The organism is Xanthomonas indica (assembly GCF_040529045.1).
Classification (GTDB): domain Bacteria; phylum Pseudomonadota; class Gammaproteobacteria; order Xanthomonadales; family Xanthomonadaceae; genus Xanthomonas_A; species Xanthomonas_A indica.
Genome location: NZ_CP131914.1, coordinates 2,107,428 through 2,132,011, shown reverse-complemented (window position 1 = coordinate 2,132,011; position 24,584 = coordinate 2,107,428). Strand labels below are relative to the sequence as shown.

Below are 24,584 nucleotides of genomic sequence, written 5' to 3'. Positions count from 1 at the left end.
ACCGACAGGGCGCCCGACGCGGCCCCCTCGGGAAACCCGCCCCGGCCCGGAGGCACGGCGCCGTCTTCACGCCGGAAGCGCATACTGCGGTCTCGTCCAAGGTCTCGCTTCGGCATGCTCCTGCGCTCTCTGTCCGCCGAACTCGGCCAGCCCGCCTGCGGCAACTGTCGCGATGGCGAGCCGCTGGATTTCGCCGTGCGCATGGCATTCCAGCCGATCGTCGATGCCGCCAGCCGCTCGATCTACGCCTACGAGGCACTGGTGCGCGGCGAGGACGGCAGCGGTGCGGCGGCGGTCTTGGCGCGGGTGCGCCCCGAGCAGATGTACCGCTTCGACCAGACCTGCCGGGTGCAGGCCATCGCCACCGCCGCGCAGCTGGGTTTGCGCACGCGCCTGTCGATCAACTTCATCCCCAATGCAGTGTACGAGCCGGCGACCTGCATCCGCCTGACCCTGAAGGCGGCCGAGCATTTCGGCGTGCCCACCGGCGACCTGATCTTCGAAATGAGCGAATCCGAACGCGTCGCCGACCTGCCCAAGGTCGTGCGCATCCTGCGCGACTATGCGCAGCGCGGCTTCCTCACCGCGATCGACGACTTCGGCGCCGGCCACTCCGGCCTGAACCTGCTCGCCGATTTCCAGCCGCACCTGATCAAGCTGGACATGGCGCTGATCCGTGGCATCGACGGCAGCGCCGCGCGCCGCCACATCGTCGGCGGCATCGTCGCGATGGCCGCGCCGCTGGGCTGCCGCATCCTCGCCGAGGGCGTGGAAACGCCCGCCGAGTACCGCGCACTGCGTGCGCTGGGCATCGACCTCTACCAGGGCTATCTGTTCGCCAGGCCGGCGCTGGAGGCGCTGCCCGAGATCACCGAGGCGCAGTGGGACGCGCTGGAGCGCGCCGACTAAACGGGCCGCCGCAAGCACACGCAGCACGACTTGCCCGCAACGGCCTCGCTTGCGACCATCGCAGTCCCCTGCGTTGTCCGATGTGCGATGCCTCCGCTCCATACCTTGTTGCCGCCATGGACGCACCGCTGGCTCGATGTGATCGTGCCCGGCGCGCAGATCGTGCTGATCGTGCTTGCGGCGTGGTTGCTGCGCACCCTGCTGCGGCGGCTGATCCGGCGCCTGGGCGAGCATCACGCGCTGCCGCCGGAACTGGTGCTGATGGCGCGCCGCGGCAGCGGCTTCGTGATCTACGCCGCGGCGCTATTGCTGATCCTGGACCGCTTCGGCGTCTCCGGCACCGTGCTGTGGACTGCCTTCACCGGATTCGCCGCGGTCGCGGCGGTGGCGTTCTTCGCCGCCTGGAGCGTGCTGTCCAACATCTTCTGCACGCTGCTGATCTTCACCACGCGCCCGTTCCGCCTGCACGACCACATCGAGCTGCTGGAGAACGGCGAGAAGCCAGGCCTGAAGGGCCAAGTGATCGACATCAACCTGATCTACACCACGCTGCGCGAGGAACGCGACGGCGACGGCGAGAGCGTGCTGCAGATCCCCAACAGCCTGTTCTTCCAGCGCAGCACGCGCCGCTGGCGCGGCCATACGGTGCCGCCCGGACTCGGCTGAAAACGCCGCGACACCAGCGATGCTGACGCCATCCACATGGCGCAGCCGGTATGGTCGCTGCCAGCCGCCTTGCGCGGCGATCTCCCCTTCCCGACCAGGTACAGCATGGAACCCGTCATTCCCCCGTTCGCCGACCTTTTCGCCCAACTTGGCCTGCCCAACAGCGAAGGCGAGATTCGCCAGTTCATCGCCCAGCACGCGCCGCTGCCCGATGACATGCGCCTGGAAGAAGCACCGTTCTGGACGCCGGCGCAGGCGCAGCTGTTGCGCGAGGAACGCCTGGAAGACGCCGACTGGGCGATCGTGGTCGATCAGCTCAACATCGCCCTGCACGCACGGCCCTCGACGCCAGGCGCCGACCACGCCGGCTGAGCGTCAACGCAACTGGCTGTCCTTGCTGCCGCGGCGGTTGTAGCCGCTGTGCTCGTGCTGCGCGCGGTCCTGCGCGTCCTGGCAAGCCACGCACAGGCGCACGCCCGGCACCGCCTTGCGCCGCGCCTCGGGAATCGGCGCATCGCAGTCCTCGCAGTGGCTCAGTCCCGGGCCCTGCGGCAGTTGGCTGCGCGCCCGCTTGATCGCATCCTCGACGGTCGCATCGATCTGGTCCTGCACCGCGCCGTCGCCTGCCCACCCAGTGGCCATGGTCGTCTCTGCACTGTTGCCCTGTCTGGATGATGCGGCCGCCCCCGGCGAATGCAATGCACGTCGGCTTCACTTTTCCGGGACATTCATGCGGCGCCGATGGACGGGGGGCGTCACCAGATCAGATCGTCCGGCACCTGGAACTGGCTGTAGTAGGGATCGTCCTCGCCGCTGGCCGGCGTTGCCGCCAGCGCATCGAACACGATGGTCGCCGGATCGCGGGCGACGATCCTGTCCACCACCGCACGCGGGATCGGCACGTAGCCGGCCTCCAGCCGCGCGATCACCACGCTGCCGGCGATCAGCTGCGTGCGCAGCGCCGCATCCACGCGCAGCCGCTGGATCTTGCCGGCATCGGTGAAGTGGTAGTCGATCTCGCCGTCGGCCTTGAGCTTGTGGCTTTCGACCAGTTGCCGCGCCTGCGCACGCTGCTCCTGCGCACGCGCCTGCGCGTTGCGTTCGGCGGACAGCGCGCGGTCGCGCTCCACCCGCTCCTGCCGCAACCGCTCGCTCTCGCGCTGCTCGGCGCTGGGCGGCGGCGGGGTCTTGCCCTGGCGCGCCTTGGCCTGCTCGCGCGCGACCTGCGCCACCTGGCTCTTCTTCACCAGGCCGGCCTTGAGCAGTTGCTCCTGCAGGGGATTGCGCATCGGAAGCGTCCACGGACTCGGATTCGGGAGCCGCATGATACCCGCAGCGCCGGCGGCCGCCCGCGAAGGCCCAGGCATGCGACGGGTGCGCGTGCAGCGCACGGCACGCTAAGGTGGCGGCATGGACACCCTGCGCTATCTCGTCGGCTACCCGCCCCAGGTCCTGGACCAGGTGCGCGAGCTGATCGCGCGCCAGCGCCTGGGCGACTGGCTGCGCAGCCGCTACCCCGAGGCCAATGCGGTGCGCACCGATCGCCAGTTGTACGACTACACCCAGGCACTGAAGGACCGCTGCATGCGCAGCGCCGAGCCGCTGCACAAGGTGATCTACGACAACCGCCTGCAGGCGGTGAAGCACGCGTTGGGCACCCACACCACGGTGTCGCGGGTGCAGGGCGGCAAGCTCAAGGCCAGCCGCGAGATCCGCATCGCCGGCGTGTTCCGCGATGCCCCGGCGGCGTTCCTGCCGATGATCGTCGCCCACGAACTGGCGCACCTGAAGGAGAGCGCGCACAACAAGGCCTTCTACCAGCTGTGCGCGCACATGGTGCCGGACTACCACCGGCTGGAGTTCGACCTGCGCCTGTACCTGACCCAGCTGGAACTGGCCGAGCGCTGACACCGCTGCGTGGCAGCGCCCCCGCGACGCCCGTACACTGCGCCCCCGACCGATCGCCGCACCGCCGATGTCCAGCCCCGTCCGTCTCGACAAGCATCTCGCCGCCCTGCTGCCGTGTTCGCGCGGCGAGGCACAGCAGTACATCGAAGGCGGCTGGGTCAGCGTGGACGGCGTGGTGGTCGAGGAACCGCAGACGCCGATCACCACCCAGCAGGTGACGCTGGCGCCTGACGCGCAACTCGGCCCGGCACAGGCGGTGACCCTGCTGCTGCACAAGCCGGCCGGCATGCGCGCCGAAGAGGCGCTCGCGCTGGCGACGCCCGCCCACCGCAGCGCGCTGGATACCAGCGACGTGCGTGTGCTCAAGCGCCATTTCCTGCGCCTGAGCATGCCGCTGCCACTGGAAACCGAAGCCAGCGGACTGCTGGTGCTGAGCCAGGACCGCCGCGTGCTGCGGCGGCTGAGCGAGGACGCGGCCACGCTGGAGCAGGAGTTCGTGGTGGAGGTCAGCGGCACGTTGCAGCCCTATGGCCTGCACCGGCTCGCGCATGGCCTGCGCCATGGACAGCGCACGCTGCCGCCGTGCAAGGTCAGCTGGCAGAGCGAACAGCGCCTGCGCTTTGCGATCAAGCACGTGCACCCGGGCCAGTTGCGCGACATGTGCGCGCAGGTCGGGCTGGAGGTGAGCGGGCTGCGCCGCCTGCGCATCGGCCGCATCCCACTGGGCAAGCTGGCGCCGGGCGAATGGCGTTATCTGCCGAGCGGCGAGCGTTTCTGAGCGGTTGCGCCGCTCGTCGACCATCTTTACCGGCGCCCGTACCCTCACCCCAACCCCTCTCCCGGGGGGAGAGGGGCTAGAGCGCGCGCGGTGGATCAGGGCTGCGCAAGCGCGCGCTGGATGGCCTGCTCGGCCAGCGGCGCCATCACCGCATAGCCGGCGTTGTTGGGGTGCACGCCATCGATGGCCACGGTCTTGTCCATGCCGCCGTCGCGGTTGCTCAGCTTGCTGTAGTAATCCAGATACACCGCGCCCTGCTGCTGCGCGTACTGCTGCATCCAGGCATTGAGCGCACGCACCTTCGGCGCCGGCTGCAGGCCCGGCCGCCACGGATAGTCGGTGACCGGCAGCACCGAGGCCAGCACCACCTTGATGTGGTGGGCCTGGGCCAGTTCGGTCATCGAGCGCAGGTTGTCCTCGATCATCTCCAGCGTGGACAGCCCGGTGTTGCCGGCCAGATCGTTGGTGCCGGCCAGGATCACCACCACCGCCGGCTTCAGGTCGATCACGTCCTGGCGGAAGCGCACCAGCATCTGCGCGGTGGTCTGTCCGGAAATGCCGCGGTTGACGTAGGCGGACTTGCCGGGGAAGAACGTGGTGCCTTCGCGGCGGCCCCACGCGTCGGTGATGGAATCGCCATAGAAGACCACGCGCGGTGCGTCCGCTGCCGGCGCCGGCAGCGCGGCATTGTCGGCGCGATAGCGCTGCAATTGCGCCCAGTCCAGCAGGCGCTGCTGCATCGCCTTCACTTCGTCGGGCTTGAGCGTGTCCGGAGCACGCGTGTACAGCGCATCGACCTTGCCCTCCAGCGCGGCGGTGGACGCCGGCGTTGCCGCCTGCACGGCACCGGCGGCCGTGGCGCACAGCGCGATGGCGAGGGACAACAGCGAGGGGCATTTCATCGAGGCATTCCTTGTGCGGACAACGTGATCGCACAGTGTAACCAGGCGCGCGCATCGGCCATACGGCATCGCCGCAGCGGCAGCGCCAGGACCCTCGCGCTGCACCGCGATTCAGTCCGCGCTCACGCGTCGAATCCTGCGCTCAGAATCGACAGCACATATCGCCACGCGCTACGTCAGCACGTCGCGCTGCGCCCTGGCGATGCAGTGCAACGCACGGCCTCGACCGCCATCGCATCATGGCCCGACCTGCGTCACGTGGATGCCGACACGATGACCGGGCGATGCCGTCGCCATTGTTTTTCGCTATCGCCGCAACCTTTTGCGAGCGCCCTAACTTTTTCGTAAGTACATGACACGCAAGGATTTCCACTTCTAGGATGGCCGCGGACGTGACGGGGGGATCCTCACTCCCAAGCCCGAAGGACATCCATGAAAACGCGTGATGCACACCAGAACCACTCCCGCCTGCGGCTGGCGTTGATTCCCGGCTTGATGTTCAGCGCAATGGCGATGGCGCAGTCCGCAGGCACCGCAGCGGCGACGACCGACACCACCGCCGCCAGCGCACAATGGCGCAGCACCTTCTCCGGCGGCACGCCGTTCGCCACGCACAGCCTCTGGGACAGCGCCGGCGGCGGCTTCCTCAACACCCGCTTCGCGCCCGGCGAATGGCAGATCACCCCGTTCAACGCGGCGCGCCTGAAGACCGCGTGGACCTTCACCACCCAAGGCGACGTGTCGGCCACGCCGACCGTGCAGGGCACGGCGCTGTACGTGCCCGACTGGGGCGGCCAGCTGTATCGCATCGACACCGACCTGGGCAAGGCGGTGTGGCAGGTGAAGCTGTCCGACTACACCGGCATCGCCGGTTCGTTGTCGCGCAACAGCCCGGCGATCGCGCGCGACAGCGTCCTGGTCGGCGACCAGGCCAGCGGCACCGTGCTGGCGATCGACAAGACCACCGGCAAGCTGCTGTGGAAGACCCTGGTCGAATCCAACCCGCAGGCGCGCATCACCGCCTCGCCGGTGATCTACGGCGACCGCGTGTACGTCGGCGTCTCCTCGGGCGACTGGGGCGGGCTGAGCGCCGGCTACAAGTACACCTTCCGCGGCAGCGTCGCCGCACTGGACCTGAAGACCGGCAAGCTGCTGTGGAGCTTCCGCACCGCGCCGGAGGGCTACACCGGTGCGTCGGTGTGGGGCACGCTGGCGATCGATCCGCTGCGCCAGCGCGTCTACGCCACCACCGGCAACAACTACTCGGTGCCGACCGACGTGGCCAGTTGCGTCAAGAACGCCAACGGCGACAAGACCGCGCAACTGGCGTGCATGGCGCCGGACAACTACGTCGACTCGGTGCTGGCGCTGGACATGCGCAGCGGCAAGCCGGTGTGGACGCGCCGCCTGCAGGGTGCCGACGCCTGGTCGCTGTCGTGCCTGGTGGCGCCGACCAACGGCCTGTGCCAGGACCCGCAGGGACCGGACTACGACTTCAGCGGCGGCGGCGCCAACCTGTTCACGGTGATCCGCAACGGCAAGCCGCAGGCGCTGGTCGGAGCCGGCCAGAAGAGCGGCGTCTACTGGGCGTTCGACGCCGACAGCGGGCAGACCGTGTGGTCGACCCAGGTGGGCCCGGGCGGCACCGCCGGCGGCATCGAATGGGGCTCGTCGGTGGATCCGTTCGCCGCGCGCGTGTACGTGGCCATCAACAACAACGAGCACACGCCCTACACCCTGGCGCCGGGCAACACCGAGACCTGGAACGCCGGCTCCTGGGCCGCGCTGGATGCGGCCAGCGGCAAGATCCTCTGGCAGGTCAAGGTGCCGGGCACCGACCCGGTGCAGACCACGTTCGGCGCCGGCGGCCGCGGCCCGCTGGCGGCGTCGCCAGGCCTGGTCTATGCCGGTTCGATGTCCGGCGCGATGACCGTGCTCGACGCCAAGACCGGCGCCACCCTGTGGAGCTTCGATGCCGGCGGTTCGGTGTCCAGCGCGCCGGCGATCGTCGATGGCGCGGTGTACTGGGGCGCCGGCTACAGCCGCTTCAACTTCGGCACCGGCGTCAACAAGCTATACAAGTTCGTGCCGTCGAACCGGCGCCGCTGAGCGCCCACGGCGTCGCATCACGTGGATCGCATCGCCTCTCCTGCGCAAGCAGGGGAGGCTTTTTTATGCGTCGCGCATAACCCGCCATCACACGCAATGTGAGCAGCTGTCTACGAAACCGGCCTCCCGAGCGTGACGCCTGGCACGCAATCATCGTGGCGTCGTCCGTAGCCTCGGCAGGCACCCTGAACTCGGGTGCAACGGCATCCGGTCCCCTGCCGGATGGTCTCGTCCCTCTTCGCAGAAGGAAGATCGATGAATCGCAAGCATGCGTTGTATCTGGCATTGCTGGCCGGCATTGCCGGCATGTCCCCCGTCGCCATGGCTGCCACTCCCCCAGCAGCCGAGATGGACTCCGCCCCGGTCGAAGCGCGCCCGGATGCCGCCGCACTCGGTGGCGCGGAACTGCGCAGCCTCACCCCGGGCAGCGCGCACGCGCCGCGCCTGATCGAACTGGCCGCACCCGACAGCAGCAAGGCCGCGGCGATGAAGCAGGCGCGCGGGCAACAGGTCAAGAACGGCCAGCCGCTGCAGATCGGCTTTTCCCGCGACGTCGCCAAGCCCGAGATCAACCTGCGCCGCCTGCGTTGGCAGACCCTGCCCAATGGCGCCCAGGTCACCAGTTTCGAAATCGTCTCGACCAACGCGCAGGCGCTGCGCGCGGCGCTGCAGCTCAGCGGCAGCGGCGCCCAGCCCGGCGATCCGGGCAAGGCGACGCTGCGCTTCGCCGGCGAGGATGGCCGTGTGTTCCAGCAGAGCGGCGCCGATTTCGCCGGCAGCCAGCCCGGCTGGTCGGCGGTGATCGCCGGCGCGCGCATGGTGGTGGAGATCGAACTGCCGGCGGGCCAGTATCCGCAGGGCTTCGCACTGAAGATCCCGCAGCTGTCGCACCTGGACATCAGCCCGGTCGCCAGCGACACGATGATGCGGCCGATGATCGGCGAGAGCGATTCGTGCGAGCGCGACATCGTCTGCCGCGCCAGTCCGACCTCCGGCTTCACCTCGGCGGCCAAGTCGGTGGCGCGCATGACCTTCACCAGCGGCGGCAGCACCTACCTGTGCACCGGCACCCTGCTCAACAACAGCAACTCGCCGAAGAAGCCGCTGTTCTGGACGGCGGCGCACTGCATCAGCACCCAGACCGTGGCCAACACGCTGCAGACCTACTGGTTCTACGACGCCACCACCTGCGGCGGCTCCACGGTCAATTCCAACTACACCACGCTCGGTGGCGGCGCCTACCTGCGCCATGCCAACACCACCCGCGATACCTCGCTGCTGGAGCTGAAGAGCACTCCGCCCAGCGGCGCGTTCTATGCGGGCTGGAGCAGCTCGGCGATCGGCTCGACCGGCACCGCGATCGAAGGCATCCACCACCCCGCCGGCGACGTCAAGAAGTACTCGCTGGGCAAGGTCACCGCGCTGTCCAGCTCCATCGACGGCAAGTCGCCGCTGTACCGCGTGCAGTGGAGCACCGGCGTCACCGAAGGCGGCTCGTCCGGCTCCGGCCTGTTCACCGTCAACAGCAGCGGCGCCTACCAGTTGCGCGGCGGCCTGTATGGCGGCACCTCGTACTGCAGCGCACCGAGCGATCCCGACTACTACTCGCGCTTTGCCGACGTGTATTCGTCGATCCAGCAGTATCTGAGCCCGTAAGCCAAGGTCCGGGAGGGCCGTACTCCCGCACCTGCGCCTAGGACAGGCCGTCTCACACGGGCGGCCTGTCCGTTTCGCACGCCGATGGCGCACACCAGCTACACTCGGCGCACTCCCCTCACCGGCAGATGCGCATTGGCCAAGCCCAACTACTCCTTCGAGAAACGTCAGCGCGAGCTGGCCAAGAAGAAACAGCAGGAAGAAAAAGAAGCGCGCAAGCGCGAAGCGCGCGCCGCAGCGGCCAAACCGGCATCCGACGATGCCGCCGCGCAGAACGACACCGATACCGCCAGCGACGCCTAGGGCGATGGCGGCACAGCAGGTGGCTGCCGGCCACCGTGGCGCCTGCGTCTATCCGCCTGCAGGCCGCGTCTGCTCAACGCGACCTGCCCGGTCTTGGGCTCAACTGACCTTCTTGGCCAGCATCGTGCCCAGCACGAACAGCACCAGGGCGATGGCGATGCCGGCCCAGAACAGGAACTTGGCGACGCCCATCGCTGCGCCCGCCACGCCGCTGAAGCCGAGCGCGCCGGCGATGAGTCCGATGATGGCGATGATGATGGCCCACTTGATCATGATGCGGTCTTCCCGAAACGAGGACAGGCGTACGCCGTAGCGGCGTGCGGTGGCATCGGCAATGGCCGACGCTTGCCCGGGAGACTAGCCAGCGCGACATGCGCAAGCGGTGAAACGCAGATGCACGCACCGTACACGTGTGGCGCGGCGCGCGACCGCTCAGGCGGTCCCGGCCTGCGCGGTCTGCGGCGGTGACGACGCATCCGCCGGCAGGCTCGGCGCAAACCATTCCGCGCGGCGCAGCCAACCGGCCAGGAACTCGGCGTCGGCCGGACGCTCCGCCACCAGGCGCTGGTAGTAGGCGATCCGCTGCTGCCGGTACTGCGCATACACCTGCGCCGCGTCGGCCGTGGCGAGGGCGGCCAATGTGGTCGGTCCCATCTCTCCATCGATCACCAGTTGCGTCGCGCCCAGTTGCTGCAGGATGCGCTGCAACAGCTCGATCGCCACGTTGCCGGCGTTGACGTAGAAATCGAACACGAGTTCGGCCAGCGTCTGCGAGGCGATGCGGTCGGCGCCGATCCGGTCCCAGTACGCCTGCTTGTAGATGGCCGCGGCCTGCTGCACAGTCAGCGCGCGCAAGGCCTGCAGGGTCGGCGCCTCGCCCAGCAGCGCCTGCGCATCACGCTGGAAGGTGGCCAGGCTGATGCCGTAGTTGGTGGCGCCGCCCGGATCGTTGGGATCGTCGACGAAGCCGCCTTCGAAGCGCAGCAACTGCGGGAGATACAGGTCGAACGAGGCCATGGCGAACTCCTTGCGGACGCGATGCAGGTTGCCAACAGCGTGGCGCCCCCAGCGGCGCCACTCGGTTCCCGGGCACTCCGGCATTCCGCCAGGCGCCCCCTAACTCACGTCGTGGCCATTGGCGGCGCTGGTGGCACTGGCGCAGTTTCCGGAAAACCCAGCGCCTGCTCGGCCGCACGCGCGGTCAGCGCCATGTCCGCCCAGGGCGGATGCGCCGTCGTAGGCGGCAGTTGGCTGCACATCAACCGCTGCGGATCGGTCTGGTCGGCGAAGGTGCCGCTCCAGGCCTGCGGCGTCTGCCACAGCGCATGCTGCAGCACGACCTGCATGTTGGCGATGGAGTGCCGTGGCAGCAGGTGCGGGAACCAGGCGCCGTTGACCTCGTAGGCGGTGCGGAACGCCTGCCCCACCGGCGCATAGCCGAACGTGGACGGCGGCAGCGATGGCACATAGTCCCAGTAGTTGTAGCAGCGCGTGCTGTCGGCCGCGGCGATATGCGCGGCATAGACCTGCTCCCAGCTCGCGTCGCCGACCATCGGGCTGCAGAAGTTGATGTTGCGACTGGGCAGCGCCGGCCGGCTCAGCGCCAGGTCCAGCGAGAACAGCTGGCTCAGTGCGCCACCCAGGCTGTGTCCGGTGACGTAGACCTGGGTCGGCGCGAAGTGCTCCAGCAGCGCGAACAACTGCGCGCGCATCGAGGCGCGCATGGCGCCGCCCCTGGCGTCGTAGATGCCGTAGAACCCGGCCGACACCTGCGGCACCGGCGTGGCGGTGCCGGCGGTGGGCACGAAGGCAGTGGTGGAGAAGTCCAGGTCCTCGTAGATGTCCAGATCCGAGTCGGTGCCGCGGAACGCGAACAGATAGGTCCCGGCGGCGACCGTGGAGCGGAACAGCAGGCCGAACAGTTCCTCGCTGCCACCCAGCGGATCGCCGTCCCAGCCGGACCAGCGGGCGACCAGGCGGTAGTCGGACGGCGCCACAACCGGCTTGCCTTCGTAGGCGGCGTACGCGGCGATGCTGGCGGCTGCCATCGCCAGGGTCAGTTGCGGAGGCAACAGCGGTTGCGTCGCGGGAATCGCACTCATCGGCGAACGTCCTGTCGGAAAGCGCGGCGTGGGCCGCGGGAACCGGCACACCTTCCCTGCGGAACCGTGGTCCGTCCGCCACGCTGCGGCCGCCATCGGGGAGATGGCCAAGTACAGCGGGGCGTGGTCGCTTAGTAGCACTGCCGATCCAGGCGATGCTTCGATACGCATCGCATCGCCCTTCGCAACGCAGCACTTGTCTACGACACCCGCGCGCACTGCCTCTCCACATCGCCTGCACCCTCCCGTCACGGACCGCGCGCGCCGCGCCCGGCACAGTGCAGGCGGGCACTGTCGCCCGCTCGGAGATCCGCATGGCCAGCCCGCAGGAACTGGAAGAGAAATTCTGGAAGGCATTGAAGTCCGACCGCACCGTGATGCTGGGTCTGGACGGCGTCGAGGACGGCCACGCCCGCCCGATGACCGCACAGTTCGAGGGCGATCACGGCGGCCCGATCTGGTTCTTCACCTCCAAGGACAACGCGCTGGTGCAGAAGCTGACGCAGAGCCAGCGGGTGATCGCGGCGTTCAGCGCCAAGAACCACGACCTGTTCGCCAGCATCAGCGGCACGCTCAGCGTGGACAACGACCAGGCGGTGATCGAGCGCCTGTGGAACGGCTTCATCGACGCCTGGTACGAACAGGGCAAGGACGATCCGAAGCTGGCGCTGCTGCGCCTGGATCCGGACCACGCGCAGATCTGGCTGAATGGTTCCAGCCTGATGGCCGGCATCAAGGTGCTGTTCGGGATCGATCCCAAGCGCGACTATCAGGACAAGGTCGCCGACGTGCCGCTGCGCTGAGGTCGACGCGCTCGCCACGCCGCCGTCGCGCCGGCTGCATGCGTGCAGCCGGGGCCTCCCGCTAGGCAGGCCGTCTCCTGCCCGCCGGGCGCATCGCGCCTGCATGACGTCGAGAAAACGCGCCGCGCGTCATGCAAGCGGCGCATGGCGTCGACCGTGCCGAAGCAACGGATCATTCGGCCTTTAGCAGTCCACGGATCGCATCGCGCAGCACCGCTTCGTTGGCCCGCAGGGCACGATCGACTTGGTCTTCGGCCGCCGCCTCCGCAAGACGCAACCAGGCCTGCGCCGCCGCCGCGTCGCCGTGCCGCACGGCCATCAATGCCCGGCAGCGCGGGCGCAACGCAGGAGCGATCCAGTCCGCCTCCGCCGTCAGTCCCGCCTCCAGCATCTCCATCTCGGCGCTTCCCGCCATCGCACGCGAAAATGCGAATTCGCACCGCAGCAGCATGACCAGCGTCGCCCAGTGCGCGGCAGCGGGCCCCACTTCCGCAAGGCGCTGTTCCATCTGCGGTTGCAGTTCCGCCGCTTGCCGCCACTGACCACGCTGTTGCGCCGCCTTCAACGCAAACCAGCTGTGGCACAAGGCCAGGTCGCTGCGTGCCAGCACGTCCAGGCGGGACGGCGGCAGCCTGTCCGCGGTGACGCCCTTGCACGTCCACCCATTGAGTTCGGCAAGCACGTACGCCGGGGCATCCGCTTCGTGCCACCGCGCCACATTCACCCATTGCAAGCCATCGGTTGCGCCCGACCGGCCCTGCACCGGCAACAGATTGATCAGCGCGACCGCGAAGTTGAGGACGCCGATGCCAACGCAGAATGCGCCCAGGCTGCTGTCCAGGCCGGCGCCTCGCGCGGCAAGCCATGCGATCGACGCCACCAGCAGATTGGCCGCCGGCCCGCCGACGATCGTCAATCGATACTGCCGGCACAGCGACAGGGAGGGATCCGGCACGGGCAGCACGAAGCCGATCGGATGGCCGGGGCGCACGCGCCGCCAACGCATCTTCCAGCCACGGCGGCGCGCATGCAGTTGCAGCGGGCCGATATGGATCAGGTAGACGGTCATGCCCGCGGCACGCGCCGCCAGCACGTGGCCGCACTCGTGCAGCGCCACCGTCGCCATGCCCGCCAGCGGAAGACTGAGCAGGATCACCGGCAACTCGACCATGCCCGGTGCCCAGACGCCCTGGACCAGGGCGATAGCGCCGACCGCCATCGCCGAGACGCCGATCAGCAACAGCACGCCCTGCACGCCTGTCAGGAGCCGATTGAGCCAAGGCGATGGCATCCACACGCCGCGTGTTGTCCCGGCCGAACTCATGGTCGGCTCCGCGCGGCACCGAGCGGCCGCCTGCCACGCCGGAACCGCGCGGCGCACGCATGCGCATGCGCCGCCAGCAGGGCGCCACCTTCATGGACGGCGATCGTCGCCAGCGGCGCCAGCAAGCAGATCAGCCTCGGCGCCAGCGCGGACACGACAGCGATCCGCGCCTGCGTCGGCGCATGCTGTCTCGCGCTGCCGGCTGCGCCGACATCCCGTCGCATCGCCCGGTGGCCAAGCATCGCTGCGGCACCCGGCCGCTCTGCCGCACGTGTCGACCAATCACTGGCTGGACCACGCAACGGCGCCACCTAACGGCGATAGCGCACCGCCAACTGTGCGGCCGCGGCGGCGCGATGCCGGCGCAGGGCCAGGCCGAGCGCACTCATGGTCGCCACATCGGCGTCGCTGGCCTGCTCCTCCAGCGCGCGCTGCACGCGCGGCGACAGCCCCCAGTCCGCGGAGATGGCCTTGGCGCAGTGCGCCGACCAGGCCTCCAGCATCTCGGTCATCGCCGCCGGCGTGGGAGCCGCCTCGGCATGGCGTGCGTGGACATCGCGCAGCACCTGCACCACCGCGACCGCGCCCAGCCCGCACAGCAGCGCCAGCAATTGCGCGGCGTTCGCATCCTCGCGGTCCGGCACCTGCGCGGCGGCGTGCGCCGACAGCAGGGTGTGTTCCCACAGCACCGCCGCACAGCGGCCGAAGACACTGCCGTCGTCGACGATCACCGGCTGCAGCAACGCCGCCAGCACGATCTGGCGCAGGCCCTCGGTGCCGAGCAGGGCCACCGCCCGCTCCAGGTTCTCGATCGGCTCGGGATGGCGGCGGTAGACGACGCTGTTGGCGATGCGCAGCAGGTTGCCGGCCAGCGCCGGGTCCTGGCCCAGGATCGTGGCGATGGCGTGGGCGCCGGCGGCCGGATCGTTGATCGCACGGGTCAGCTGCGGCAACAGGTGCGGGCGCCGCGGCGTGTAGCGCGGATGCGCGTCGATGCGCGCCAGCACCGCGGCGGCATCGGCCATGACCGCCGGCGTGGCCGCGGCCGACGCGTTCACCGGCCGGCCGGCGAACGCCAGCTCGCACAGGCGCGCCAGGATCGCCGCATCCGGCACCGGATCCAGATCGATCAGCGCCGGATCGGCGAATGGGTCGATGCCCGGGTCCGCTGCGGCCACAGGCGCAGCCGATGCCGCGCGTGCAGGCGCTGCCGGCGCATCGAGTTGGCCCGCGCCCTCGAACGCCGTGCGCGCCTGCGGCGCTTCGGCCGCATCGCCATGGCCACGGCGCAGCCACCACCACAGTCCGGCCCCCAGCACCAGCACACCCGCACTGATGGCAATCCACATGATCGGCACGATCGTCGTCATCCGCAAAACATCGCCAGGTCCCCGCGCCCGGCCACCGGTGCGCGCCCACGCGGCGCGCCATGTCATTCAAGCACGCCGCGCGGGTTTCTGCGCAACGCCGACGTGATGCGGCGGCCGACCTCCGTCAGGCGGTCGGAGACACGCGCGATCGCGCTCCCCAGTCGCAAGCAAGCGGCGTGCCGGCGTTGCCCGTCACCACCCCGCCGGCACGTGCGTCGACACCCAGCATCCCCTGCGTGCGGCAGGTGGCTGATCCGGCCCAGGCATGGGCTTGACCGCCTGCTTTCCGGCGGCGACCGCCACGCGCACGTTCAGTGCGGCGCCGGCTCGGGGGCCGCGCGGTGGCCATAGCTGAGCACGCGCGTGAGCTTCCACCCGTCCGGGTCCTGGCGCCACACCATCACGAACTTGGCGATGCCCTCGCAACGGCCACTGGCCAGGTCGCAGAAGCGGTGCTCCCCCTCCTCGATCGCCCCGAAGTCCTTGACCGGGTAGACCCGCAGCGTGCCGGGCACCAACGCACGACGGACCTTGCCGCAGATCCATTTGCGCGTGCTGTCGACGACGCTCGCGCGATCCCAGGTGACGCCGCCGGTGTCGTGGTAGAACTCCACGTCCGGCACGAACAGCGACTCGAACGCCGCCAGGTCGCAGCGGTTGTAGGCGTCGAACAGGCGCTGGTCCAGCGCCGCGACGGTTTCGAACAGCGGTCCTGCAGCGCCGTCCCCGGCCGGTTCCGGGGCCCGGCTCGCTGCCGCGCACGCCATCAACACCCCCGCTGCCCAGGCTTTCATCGGTCACCCCTACGCTCGTCGATGGGAAGAACATGCGCTTCCCTGGGCAGTGGCCGCAAGCTTGCGACGCACGCAGGGGCCTTGCCGCGACACCCGCGCAGGCACACTCGCCGCCGCGGCGTCGATGGCGTCAGCGCCGACGCCCGACCGCGCCTACATGTTGCGCCGATACTCGCCACCCACCTCGTACAGCGCGTGGCTGATCTGGCCCAGGCTATGGGTCTTGACCGCTTCCATCAGTGCCGCGAACACGTTGCGGCGCTCGCGTGCGGTGCGCTGCAGCGCACCAAGGCCGGCGCCGTCGGCGGCCAGCGCCAGCGCATTGCGGCGCCGCTGCCAGTCCCGCACGTTGCCGATCTGCTGGTCCTTCTCCTGCTCGGTGGAGCGGATCAGCTCGATCTCGGTCGCGGTCTCGCCTGCGTGCTCCTTGGGCAGGAAGGTGTTGACCCCGACCAGCGGCAGGCTGCCGTCGTGCTTCTTGTGTTCGTAGTACAGGCTCTCTTCCTGGATCTTGCCGCGCTGGTACATGGTGTCCATCGCGCCGAGCACGCCGCCGCGCTCGCTGATCGCCTCGAACTCCTTGTACACCGCCTCCTCGACCAGGTCGGTGAGCTGCTCGACGATGAAGCTGCCCTGCCAGGGGTTCTCGCAGAAGTTCAGCCCCAGCTCCTTGTTGATGATCATCTGGATCGCCACCGCGCGGCGCACGCTCTCCTCGGTCGGCGTGGTGATCGCCTCGTCGTAGGCGTTGGTGTGCAGGCTGTTGCAGTTGTCGAACAACGCGTACAGCGCCTGCAGCGTGGTGCGGATGTCGTTGAACTGAATCTCCTGCGCGTGCAGCGAACGACCCGAGGTCTGGATGTGGTACTTCATCATCTGGCTGCGTTCGTTGCCGCCGTAGCGCTCGCGCATCGCCCGCGCCCAGATCCGCCGCGCCACCCGGCCGATCACCGTGTACTCCGGGTCCATGCCGTTGCTGAAGAAGAAGCTCAGGTTCGGCGCGAAATCGTCGATGTGCATGCCGCGCGCCAGGTAGTACTCGACGATGGTGAAGCCGTTGCTGAGGGTGAAGGCGAGCTGGCTGATCGGGTTCGCCCCGGCCTCGGCGATGTGGTAGCCGGAGATCGACACCGAGTAGAAATTGCGCACCTTCTGCTCGACGAAATACTGCTGGATGTCGCCCATCATGCGCAGCGCGAACTCGGTGCTGAAGATGCAGGTGTTCTGCGCCTGGTCCTCCTTGAGGATGTCGGCCTGCACCGTGCCGCGCACGCTGGACAGGGTCTGCGCCTTGATCTGCGCGTAGGTCGCCGCGTCCACCAACTGGTCGCCGCTGACCCCGAGCAGAGCCAGGCCGAGGCCGTCGTTGCCCGGCGGCAACTCGCCGTGATAGCGCGGGCGTTCGCGGCCGTCGAACAGCCGCGCCAGGGTCTGCTCGGCCTGCGCCCAGCGCTGCGCGTCGGCCTTCAGGTACTTCTCCACCTGCTGGTCGATGGCGGTGTTCATGAACATCGCCAGGATCATCGGCGCCGGGCCGTTGATGGTCATCGACACGCTGGTGGTCGGCGCGCACAGGTCGAAACCGGAATACAGCTTCTTCATGTCGTCCAGGGTCGGGATGTTGACACCGGAGTTGCCGATCTTGCCGTAGATGTCCGGACGCGGCGCCGGGTCCTCGCCGTACAGGGTGACGCTGTCGAAGGCAGTGGACAGGCGCGCGGCCGGCTGGCCGACGCTCAGGTAGTGGAAGCGCCGGTTGGTGCGCTCGGGCGTGCCCTCGCCGGCGAACATGCGGATCGGGTCCTCGCCGGTGCGCCGGTACGGATACACGCCGCCGGTGTACGGATAGCTGCCGGGCAGGTTCTCCTTGCCCAGGAAAGTCAGCAGTTCGCCCCAGCTCTTGTAGCGCGGCGCGGCGATCTTCGGAATGGACTGGTGGCTCAGCGACTGCCGGTAGTTCTCCACCCGGATCGGCTTGCCACGCACCGCGTATTCGGTGACCGGGTCGGTGATCGACTTCAGCCGTTGCGGCCACTCGCGCAGCAGCTTCAGCGATTCGCTGGACAACGACTGCAAGGCATCGTTGTAGCGCTGGCGCAGCAACAGCAGGCTGGCGTCCACGGCGGCATCGGACACCTCGGCGGACGTGCGCGGCGCCGGCAGCAGGTCGTGCGCCGCATACAGTTCCAGTTGCGCCGGCAGCTGCGGATCCTGCAGCGCGTGCAGCGCCTGCCAGAACGCCTGCGCACGGTCGGCCGCTTCGGCCTGGCGCAGCACGCCGGCATTGAGCGCCCGCCCCTGCTCGGCGATCTCGGCCAGGTAGCGCACGCGCGCTCCGGGAATCAGCACGGTGGCGCGCGGCTCCTTCAGCGTGGTGTCGAGCTGCGGATGGAAGTCGCAGTGCATCGGCATGCCCGGCGCGCCTGCCGCGGCCTCCACCTGCGTCGCCAGCTTCTCGCGCAGCAGGCGGCACAGATTGACGAACATCCAGCTCACGCCCGGATCGTTGAACTGGCTGGCGATGGTCGGATACACCGGCACCGCCTCGTCCTCCAGCTGGAACGCCGCGCGGTTGCGCCGCCACTGCTTGCGCACGTCGCGCAGCGCGTCCTCGGCGCCGCGCCGGTCGTACTTGTTCAGCACCACCAGCTCGGCGAAGTCGAGCATGTCGATCTTCTCCAGCTGGCTCGGCGCACCGTAGTCGCTGGTCATCACGTACACCGGGAAATCGACCAGATCGACGATCTCCGAATCGCTCTGGCCGATGCCGGCGGTCTCCACGATCACCAGGTCGTAGCCGATGCCCTTCAACAGCGCGATGCAGTCCTTCAGCACGCGGTTGGTGGCGGCGTGCTGGCGCCGCGTGGCCATCGAGCGCATGTACACGCGCGGGCTGCGCAGCGCGTTCATGCGGATGCGGTCGCCGAGCAGCGCACCGCCGGTGCGGCGCCGGCTGGGGTCCACCGACACCACCGCGATACGCATCTGCGGGAAGCTGGCCAGGAACCGATTGAGCAGTTCGTCGGTGACCGAGGACTTGCCGGCGCCACCGGTGCCGGTGAGGCCCAGCACCGGCGCGGTGCGTCGGCTGCGCGGCTCGGCCGCGGTCGCCGCGCCGGACTGCCACTGCTTGCGCAGCAACGCCAGCTCGGCCTCCGAGAATGTCCCATCCTCGATCGCCGACAGCGTCCGACCGATCCCGATCTCGTCGTCGATGTCCGGCAGCGGGGAGCCGGCCGCGCTCGCGCCGCGCGCATCCGCCGCGGCCGCGCGCCCTTGCCCGGCCCGCGCCACCACGTCCTCGATCATCTCCACCAGGCCCATCTTCATGCCATCGTTGGGGTGGTAGATGCGCTCCACACCGTAGGCCTGCAGCTCGGCGATCTCCTCGGGGGTGATGGTGCCGCCACCGCCGCCGAACACCCGCACATGGCCGGCGCCACGTTCGCGCAGCATGTCCACCATGTACTTGAAATACTCCACGTGCCCGCCCTGGTAGGACGACAGCGCGATCGCGTCGGCGTCCTCCTGCAGCGCCGCGCACACCACGTCCTCGACGCTGCGGTTGTGGCCGAGATGGATCACCTCGGCGCCCTGCGCCTGGATCAGGCGGCGCATGATGTTGATCGCCGCATCGTGGCCGTCGAACAGGCTGGCGGCGGTGACGAAACGCAGGGGACTGGCGTCCGTCTGCGGCAACGGAACGCGGGACGCGGGAAGGCTCATCGTGCGGACATCGAAAAGAGAATGCCGCGATTCTAGGCGCGCAACGCGACACGGGCAGGTTGCGCTGCAGCATGCACGCTTGGGCGGCGCCCCGCATGCGCGCCGGCGCGCCTGGCTATCCGCTGCATGAATACGCCCCCGGCAGCGCGTCAACATCCGCGCCGGTCGCCGCGTTTCCTCCCGCGTCGGCACCCCGCCGATGCCTTCGGAGACCTCGCATGTTCGCTCGTCCCTTGTTGCTGGCCACCCTGCTCGGCGGCGCGCTCGCCGGCGGCATCGCCGCCGCGCCCGCGCAGGCGCGCGACGTGGTGGAACTGTCGGTCCGCACCGCGCCGCCGCCGCCACGCGTGGAACGGGTGGTGGTGCGACCCGGCTACGTGTGGATGCCCGGCTACTGGCAGTGGAACGGCTACCACTACGTCTGGGTCGCCGGCCGCTACGTGGTGGAACGGCCGGGCTACGTCTACGTCGGCCCACGGTGGGAGCACCACGGCCCTGCCTATCGCTTCCGCGCCGGCTATTGGGTCCGCCGCTAGTCCATCCGCCCCACAGAAGACGCGCGATCGCCGTGCCGGCGGCGATCGTGGACCGCGCCGCCGCGGTATGCAGGGCCGCGGCCATGCGTCGACCAGCGCTGCCGCCCACGGCGCCAGCGCTCGCCCGCGCGTCACCGCACCCCGCGCGGTCACCACTACCGCAGGGCCGCCCCGGACGCCCACGCGCCGCCCCCCTGTGCCAGGCGCCATTCCCGCCCCAGTCCGCCCCGCTCAAAGCCTACGCAAGCGACCCGGCGAACGGCCGCTCTTGCCCCTGGCGTCGCACGCAGTGGCGAGATGCCCATGCCGCGGGCCGCGGCGCCAGCGCGCGGGCGGCAGGCAATTGCTTTAAAATGCCGCCATCGCGACGCTCAGGGCCTGTTCCGGAACCGTCGCGTTTTTGTTTTGCGCCACCCACCAGGCATGTTCCTGGACCATGGTGTCCGACACCTGCAACGCCAGCGGAGCCCCCATGCTTTTCGAAACGCTAGCCAACACCGGCCACGAACAGGTCGTCTTCTGCCACAACCGCGACGTGGGACTGCAGGCGATCATCGCCATCCACAACACGGTGCTCGGCCCTGCGCTGGGCGGCGTGCGCATGCGCCCCTACGCCAACACCGAGTCCGCCCTGCAGGACGCGCTGCGGCTCAGCCGCACCATGACCTACAAGAACGCGCTGGCCGGGCTCAACATCGGCGGCGGCAAGGCGGTGATCATCGGCGACCCGAAGAGCGACAAGTCCGAAGCGCTGTTCCGCGCCTTCGGCCGCTATGTCGATTCGCTGGGCGGCCGCTACATCACCGCCGAGGACGTCGGCACCGACGTCAACGACATGGAGCAGATCTACCTGGAGACCGAGTACGTCACCGGCGTGCACCAGGTGCATGGCGGCTCCGGCGACCCGGCCCCGTTCACCGCCTACGGCGCGCTGCAGGCGCTGATGGCCTCGCTGCAACGCAAGTTCGGCCACGAGGAGATCGGCAAGACCAGCATCGCCGTGCAGGGCCTGGGCCACATCGGCATGGAACTGGTGAAGCTGCTCAAGGAGCGCGGCGCCAAGCTGTACGTGACCGATCTGGACCCGGCGCTGGTCGCGCGCGCGGTGGCCGAGTACGGCGCCGAGGCGGTGGACCCGGACGACATCTACGACGTCGCCGCCGACGTGCTGGCGCCGTGCGCCCTGGAAAGCGCGCTCGACGAGGCCAAGCTGCCGCGGCTCAAGGTCAAGATCGTCTGCGGCACCGCCAACAACCAGCTGGCCAATCCGGCGGTCGGCGAGGAACTGCACCGCCGCGGCATCCTCTACGCGCCGGACTACGCGGTCAACGCCGGCGGCGTGATGAACGTATCGCTGGAAATCGACGGCTACAACCGCGAACGCGCGATGCGGCTGATCCGCAGCATGTACCACAACCTCGGCAAGATCTTCGACCTGTCCGAGCGCGAGAACATTCCGCCGCAACAGGCCGCCGACCGCATCGCCGAGGCGCGCATGCAGGCGATCGGCAAGCTCAAGCTGCCGCTGGGCCGCACCGCGCCGCGCTCGATGGGCCATCTGCGCGGAGAGTGACGCAACACCGCCTGCGCCGCAGGCGGAGAGGTCGCAGCGCGCAGGGCCGAACAGCCTGGCCCTGCCTGAGCGAGCCTGGTCCGGCGCAACACGCGCCGGACCGGTGACCGCAACTCAGAAGCCCAGGCGATAGCGCAGCGACACCGCACGGTCGTCGCCGCGCGGACCGAACCGCTGGTCGTAGCCCAACCCCAGCAACGCCCCATTCCAGCGGGTTTGCAGACTGGCGCCGAACAGGCCGCCCGAACGCGCCGGCTGCAAATCCACCAGCGGCGCCCAGGCGTTCACGCCGACGAAGCTGGCCTGCCGGTCCAGCCCCTGTGCGGCCAGCGTCTGCTGCCACTCGGCATAGCCCTGCAGCGACCAGCCGCGCCCGCCGAATCCGCCACGCAGGCCGGCCAGCGCCTGGCTGCGCGAGGAACTGGCGGCACCGGCCATCAGCCCGAAGCCATCGCCGCCCTGTTCGCGGAAGCCATCGCTGTCGATGCGGCTGTAGTCCGCGCCCGCATACGGGGTCAGCCACGCCGGGCCGCGCCCGAACCGGTAGCCGACCTCGACGCTGGAGGACAGGAAGCGACCGGCGTAGCGGCTGGAGGCGTCGGCGACGGTGTCGCCGAGCAGCAGGCTGCGGTCGAGCTGGCGCTGGTACTGGCCGCTGCCCAGTTGCGCCAGCGCGTAGGCGTTGCCGGCCACCGCACCGAGATAGGCCTGGCCCTGCACCTGGCGATTGCGGCTGCGGTCCAGGCTGCCGGCGTCGCTGGCGCGACTCTCGCCGAAGGCAAAGCCGGCCACGGCGTGATCGCCCAGGCGCAGGTCCTGGCCCATCAGCCAGCCATCGAGCTGGAACTGGCTGCCGGCGAAGCTGCCCTGCCCGGTCTCGCCCAGGCGCTGGCTCCAGGCGCCGACCGCGCGCGGCTGGTCGACCAGCGTGTCGAAGCGGCTGGACAGCGCGCGCCGCTGCAGGTCCATGGTGTCGAAGGTCATCGCGGTGGCCGAGGCATGCGCCTCGCCGGACAGGCTGCGCAGCGTCGCCGACGCCGCCGCCACGCTCGGCGACTGCTGCACCGCGCCGGCCGCCTTGAGCAGGGTGCCGTCGACCGTGGCAGGGGCCTGGCTCAGCTGCGTGTTGAGCTGCGCGAACGCCGCGTCCACGCGCGTCGCCGACGCCAGGGTGGCCGCGGTGATGTTGCCGAAGCTGGCCGCGGCGGCGGTGACGCTCAGCGACTGCACGGTGATCGAGGCGCTGGTGGCGTCGTAGGACAGCGACGAGGTCAGGAACACGTTCGACGGCGTGGTCACCGAAGCGAACGTGCCGGTGAGCCCGCCATTGGCCTCCAGCACCTTGTACGCGGTGTTGTTGACCACGTAGTCGCGCTTGCCCAGCACATACAGCGAACCGCCCTGCAGGACGGCGCTGCCGCCGACCGAGAGCTTGTCGCCGACCAGCAGGGCCAGGCGGCCATTGCTGCTCTGCACGTAGTTGCCGCTCAGGCTCAGGGTGGCCGCGCCGACCTGGAAGGTGCCGGCATTGGCGACGCTGCCGCCGAGCGCGCCGGTACCGACGAAGGTGGCGCCATTGCTGATCGCCACGTTGGAACTGCCGAGGCTGGCCGCACTGAGCGTGCCGCCCTGCACCTGGGTGTCGCCGCTGTAGCTGTTCTGGGTGCCGCTCAGGGTCAGCGTGCCGCTGCCCTGCTTGATCAGCCCGCCGCTGCCGGCGATGTCGTTGGCCCAGGTCGAGCTGCCGGTGAACGCCACCGTGACATCGCCCCAGTCGAAGCGCCCCGGCCCCTGCACCGCCTTGCCGACGTTGAGCAGGCCGTAGCCGAACGTCGCGTCCACGCCCGGCGTGCCCAGGTCGGTGGCGGTGCCGAGCAGGGTCTGCCGGACCAGGTCGTTGTTGAAATACGGGAAGGCCTGCCAGACCAGCGCCGCCGCACCGGACACCAGCGGCGCCGCGTACGAGGTACCGCTGCCGTAGTAGTAGTCCGGGTTGCTGGTGGAGGTGGTCGCCTTGGGATCGACGAACACCTCGGTGCCGGGCGCGACCAGGCAGTAGCGCATCGCCGCGCCGCAGGCGTTGGAATACGACGCCAGTTGCGTGCCGGTGCTCGAATCCGTCGCCGCCACCACCAGCCAGCCGCGCTCCAGGTCCGCCGCCGGCAGCGTGCCGTTGGGGCCGGCCTTGCTGGGCAGCGAGGCGATGTCCGAGGGCGTGGACTTGGATTCGTTGCCGGCCGCGAACACCACCAGGCCGCCGTAGCCGAGCACGAACGGGCGGTACTCGTCGGCGATGGCGTTGGTCGAGTTCAGGTCGGTCCAGTAGATGCCGCCCCAGGAGTTGTTCATCACCTTGACCCCGGCATTGATCAGGTCCTGGTGCACCTGGGTGAGGCCCAGACCGCCGCTGACCTGGTTGCCGCTGCCGCTGCCGTCGTCCTTGGGCGGGGTATCGGAAATGATGCGCGCGGACACGATCTGCGCGCCCGGCGCGATGCCGCCCGGCCACTGCCCGACCGACTTGCCGGCCGCCAGCTGCGCCACGGTGGTGCCATGGCCGTCGACGTCGTCGACCTTGGTGTTGTTCTGGCTCGGGTCGACGTAGATCAGGTTCGACACCACCCGCCCGGCCAACGCCGGATGATTGCGGTTGACGCCGGTGTCGACCACGCCGATGCGGAAACCGCTGCCGTCGTAGCCGGCGTTGTGCGCGGCCAGCGTATTGGTCAGGGTCAGGTGCGCGTCGAACGCCGGCTGCGGAGGCGGCGGCGACGTTGGGGGCGGCGAGGTCGGCGGCGGCGGAGGCGGCGGCGGGGGTGGAGGCGGAGGCGGCGAGGTCGGCGGCGGACTGCCATGGACCAGATTGCCGCCACCGCCACCGCCGCCACCGCACGAGGTCAGCGCAACCGCCACCGCGGCCGCCAGCAGCGACCGTGCCATCAATGCCCGCATGTGCTTCCCCTCTACCTTGATCTGCCGCACCGTCCGGTGCCGTTCCCATTCATCGGCCGTCGGCGACGGCGATAAAACCCACGCCAATCTACACCGAAACCTCGTATGCGGGGCGGCCGCTCACGCGACCTGCGATTGGCAGAATCCGCGCCGCGGCCGATAATCGGCGCACC

At 69.5% G+C, this 24,584-nt stretch carries 22 protein-coding genes; 11 read left to right on the top strand and 11 right to left on the bottom strand.

What is annotated here, in order from left to right:
* Window positions 1–114: 114 nt before the first annotated feature.
* The 3 genes from Q7W82_RS09305 to Q7W82_RS09295 all read left to right on the top strand — a co-directional run bounded on the left by Q7W82_RS09305 (window position 115) and on the right by Q7W82_RS09295 (window position 1,947).
* A complete protein-coding gene (locus tag Q7W82_RS09305; protein ID WP_160948027.1) occupies window positions 115–909 on the top strand; it encodes an EAL domain-containing protein in 795 nt (264 codons plus the stop codon).
* 87 nt (window positions 910–996) lie between these two features.
* The gene (locus tag Q7W82_RS09300) at window positions 997–1,575 is read left to right on the top strand and encodes a mechanosensitive ion channel domain-containing protein (protein WP_242156595.1); all 579 of its coding nucleotides are present in this window, start codon (window positions 997–999) and stop codon (window positions 1,573–1,575) included.
* Between the two features lie 105 nt (window positions 1,576–1,680).
* Window positions 1,681–1,947 carry a DUF2789 domain-containing protein gene (locus Q7W82_RS09295; protein ID WP_242156594.1) on the top strand — a complete coding sequence of 89 codons (267 nt, stop codon included), beginning with the start codon at window positions 1,681–1,683 and terminating at the stop codon, window positions 1,945–1,947.
* 3 nt (window positions 1,948–1,950) lie between these two features.
* Here the strand turns inward: Q7W82_RS09295 and Q7W82_RS09290 are convergent, their stop codons facing one another.
* Window positions 1,951–2,217 carry a DksA/TraR family C4-type zinc finger protein gene (locus Q7W82_RS09290; RefSeq protein WP_010342319.1) on the bottom strand — a complete coding sequence of 89 codons (267 nt, stop codon included), beginning with the start codon at window positions 2,215–2,217 and terminating at the stop codon, window positions 1,951–1,953.
* Window positions 2,218–2,330: 113 nt separating this feature from the next.
* The gene (locus Q7W82_RS09285) at window positions 2,331–2,864 is read right to left on the bottom strand and encodes a DUF2058 domain-containing protein (protein WP_242156593.1); all 534 of its coding nucleotides are present in this window, start codon (window positions 2,862–2,864) and stop codon (window positions 2,331–2,333) included.
* Window positions 2,865–2,985: 121 nt separating this feature from the next.
* On the opposite strand from Q7W82_RS09285, the gene Q7W82_RS09280 reads away from it, so the two are divergent.
* Window positions 2,986–3,483 carry a YgjP-like metallopeptidase domain-containing protein gene (locus tag Q7W82_RS09280; protein ID WP_242156592.1) on the top strand — a complete coding sequence of 166 codons (498 nt, stop codon included), beginning with the start codon at window positions 2,986–2,988 and terminating at the stop codon, window positions 3,481–3,483.
* 67 nt (window positions 3,484–3,550) lie between these two features.
* Window positions 3,551–4,261, top strand: coding sequence for an rRNA pseudouridine synthase (locus Q7W82_RS09275; RefSeq protein ID WP_242156591.1), 711 nt, complete (start codon window positions 3,551–3,553; stop codon window positions 4,259–4,261).
* Window positions 4,262–4,356: 95 nt separating this feature from the next.
* Here Q7W82_RS09275 and Q7W82_RS09270 read toward each other — a convergent pair whose 3' ends face one another.
* On the bottom strand, window positions 4,357–5,163 hold the full coding sequence (locus Q7W82_RS09270; protein ID WP_242156589.1) for an SGNH/GDSL hydrolase family protein: 807 nt from the start codon (window positions 5,161–5,163) through the stop codon (window positions 4,357–4,359).
* Window positions 5,164–5,670: 507 nt separating this feature from the next.
* Here Q7W82_RS09270 and Q7W82_RS09265 point away from each other — a divergent pair.
* The 3 genes from Q7W82_RS09265 to Q7W82_RS09255 all read left to right on the top strand — a co-directional run bounded on the left by Q7W82_RS09265 (window position 5,671) and on the right by Q7W82_RS09255 (window position 9,231).
* Window positions 5,671–7,272, top strand: a complete 1,602-nt coding sequence (locus Q7W82_RS09265; RefSeq protein WP_242156968.1) for a PQQ-binding-like beta-propeller repeat protein — start codon at window positions 5,671–5,673, stop codon at window positions 7,270–7,272.
* A gap of 255 nt (window positions 7,273–7,527) precedes the next feature.
* Window positions 7,528–8,928 (top strand): serine protease, encoded by a 1,401-nt coding sequence (locus tag Q7W82_RS09260; RefSeq protein WP_242156587.1) that lies wholly within the window; start codon window positions 7,528–7,530, stop codon window positions 8,926–8,928.
* A gap of 135 nt (window positions 8,929–9,063) precedes the next feature.
* Window positions 9,064–9,231 carry a hypothetical protein gene (locus Q7W82_RS09255; RefSeq protein ID WP_242156586.1) on the top strand — a complete coding sequence of 56 codons (168 nt, stop codon included), beginning with the start codon at window positions 9,064–9,066 and terminating at the stop codon, window positions 9,229–9,231.
* Between the two features lie 99 nt (window positions 9,232–9,330).
* On the opposite strand, the gene Q7W82_RS09250 is transcribed toward Q7W82_RS09255, so the two are convergent.
* The 3 genes from Q7W82_RS09250 to Q7W82_RS09240 all read right to left on the bottom strand — a co-directional run bounded on the left by Q7W82_RS09250 (window position 9,331) and on the right by Q7W82_RS09240 (window position 11,333).
* On the bottom strand, window positions 9,331–9,504 hold the full coding sequence (locus tag Q7W82_RS09250) for a DUF1328 family protein (RefSeq protein WP_160948036.1): 174 nt from the start codon (window positions 9,502–9,504) through the stop codon (window positions 9,331–9,333).
* 159 nt (window positions 9,505–9,663) lie between these two features.
* A complete protein-coding gene (locus Q7W82_RS09245; protein WP_242156584.1) occupies window positions 9,664–10,248 on the bottom strand; it encodes an N-acetylmuramidase in 585 nt (194 codons plus the stop codon).
* 104 nt (window positions 10,249–10,352) lie between these two features.
* Window positions 10,353–11,333: a lipase family protein gene (locus Q7W82_RS09240; protein WP_242156582.1), complete on the bottom strand. Its 981-nt coding sequence runs from the start codon at window positions 11,331–11,333 to the stop codon at window positions 10,353–10,355.
* Between the two features lie 314 nt (window positions 11,334–11,647).
* Here Q7W82_RS09240 and Q7W82_RS09235 point away from each other — a divergent pair, with 314 nt between their 5' ends.
* Window positions 11,648–12,136, top strand: a complete 489-nt coding sequence (locus tag Q7W82_RS09235; RefSeq protein WP_152237959.1) for a pyridoxamine 5'-phosphate oxidase family protein — start codon at window positions 11,648–11,650, stop codon at window positions 12,134–12,136.
* Between the two features lie 172 nt (window positions 12,137–12,308).
* On the opposite strand, the gene Q7W82_RS09230 is transcribed toward Q7W82_RS09235, so the two are convergent.
* The 4 genes from Q7W82_RS09230 to Q7W82_RS09215 all read right to left on the bottom strand — a co-directional run bounded on the left by Q7W82_RS09230 (window position 12,309) and on the right by Q7W82_RS09215 (window position 19,350).
* Window positions 12,309–13,460: a M50 family metallopeptidase gene (locus Q7W82_RS09230; protein WP_242156580.1), complete on the bottom strand. Its 1,152-nt coding sequence runs from the start codon at window positions 13,458–13,460 to the stop codon at window positions 12,309–12,311.
* Between the two features lie 311 nt (window positions 13,461–13,771).
* Window positions 13,772–14,830 (bottom strand): HDOD domain-containing protein, encoded by a 1,059-nt coding sequence (locus Q7W82_RS09225; RefSeq protein ID WP_242156578.1) that lies wholly within the window; start codon window positions 14,828–14,830, stop codon window positions 13,772–13,774.
* Window positions 14,831–15,141: 311 nt separating this feature from the next.
* Complete coding sequence (locus tag Q7W82_RS09220; protein WP_242156577.1) at window positions 15,142–15,624, bottom strand: nuclear transport factor 2 family protein; 483 nt, start codon at window positions 15,622–15,624, stop codon at window positions 15,142–15,144.
* A 153-nt stretch (window positions 15,625–15,777) separates the two neighbouring features.
* On the bottom strand, window positions 15,778–19,350 hold the full coding sequence (locus tag Q7W82_RS09215; RefSeq protein ID WP_242156576.1) for a methylmalonyl-CoA mutase family protein: 3,573 nt from the start codon (window positions 19,348–19,350) through the stop codon (window positions 15,778–15,780).
* A gap of 218 nt (window positions 19,351–19,568) precedes the next feature.
* Here Q7W82_RS09215 and Q7W82_RS09210 point away from each other — a divergent pair, with 218 nt between their 5' ends.
* Together Q7W82_RS09210 and Q7W82_RS09205 are read left to right on the top strand one after the other, a co-directional pair.
* Window positions 19,569–19,886, top strand: coding sequence for a hypothetical protein (locus Q7W82_RS09210; protein ID WP_242156575.1), 318 nt, complete (start codon window positions 19,569–19,571; stop codon window positions 19,884–19,886).
* Window positions 19,887–20,358: 472 nt separating this feature from the next.
* Entirely contained in the window at window positions 20,359–21,459 is a 1,101-nt protein-coding gene (locus tag Q7W82_RS09205; protein WP_010342303.1) for a Glu/Leu/Phe/Val dehydrogenase dimerization domain-containing protein, read from the top strand.
* 114 nt (window positions 21,460–21,573) lie between these two features.
* Here the strand turns inward: Q7W82_RS09205 and Q7W82_RS09200 are convergent, their stop codons facing one another.
* Complete coding sequence (locus tag Q7W82_RS09200) at window positions 21,574–24,399, bottom strand: autotransporter serine protease (RefSeq protein WP_242156574.1); 2,826 nt, start codon at window positions 24,397–24,399, stop codon at window positions 21,574–21,576.
* Between the last annotated feature and the right edge of the window lie 185 nt (window positions 24,400–24,584).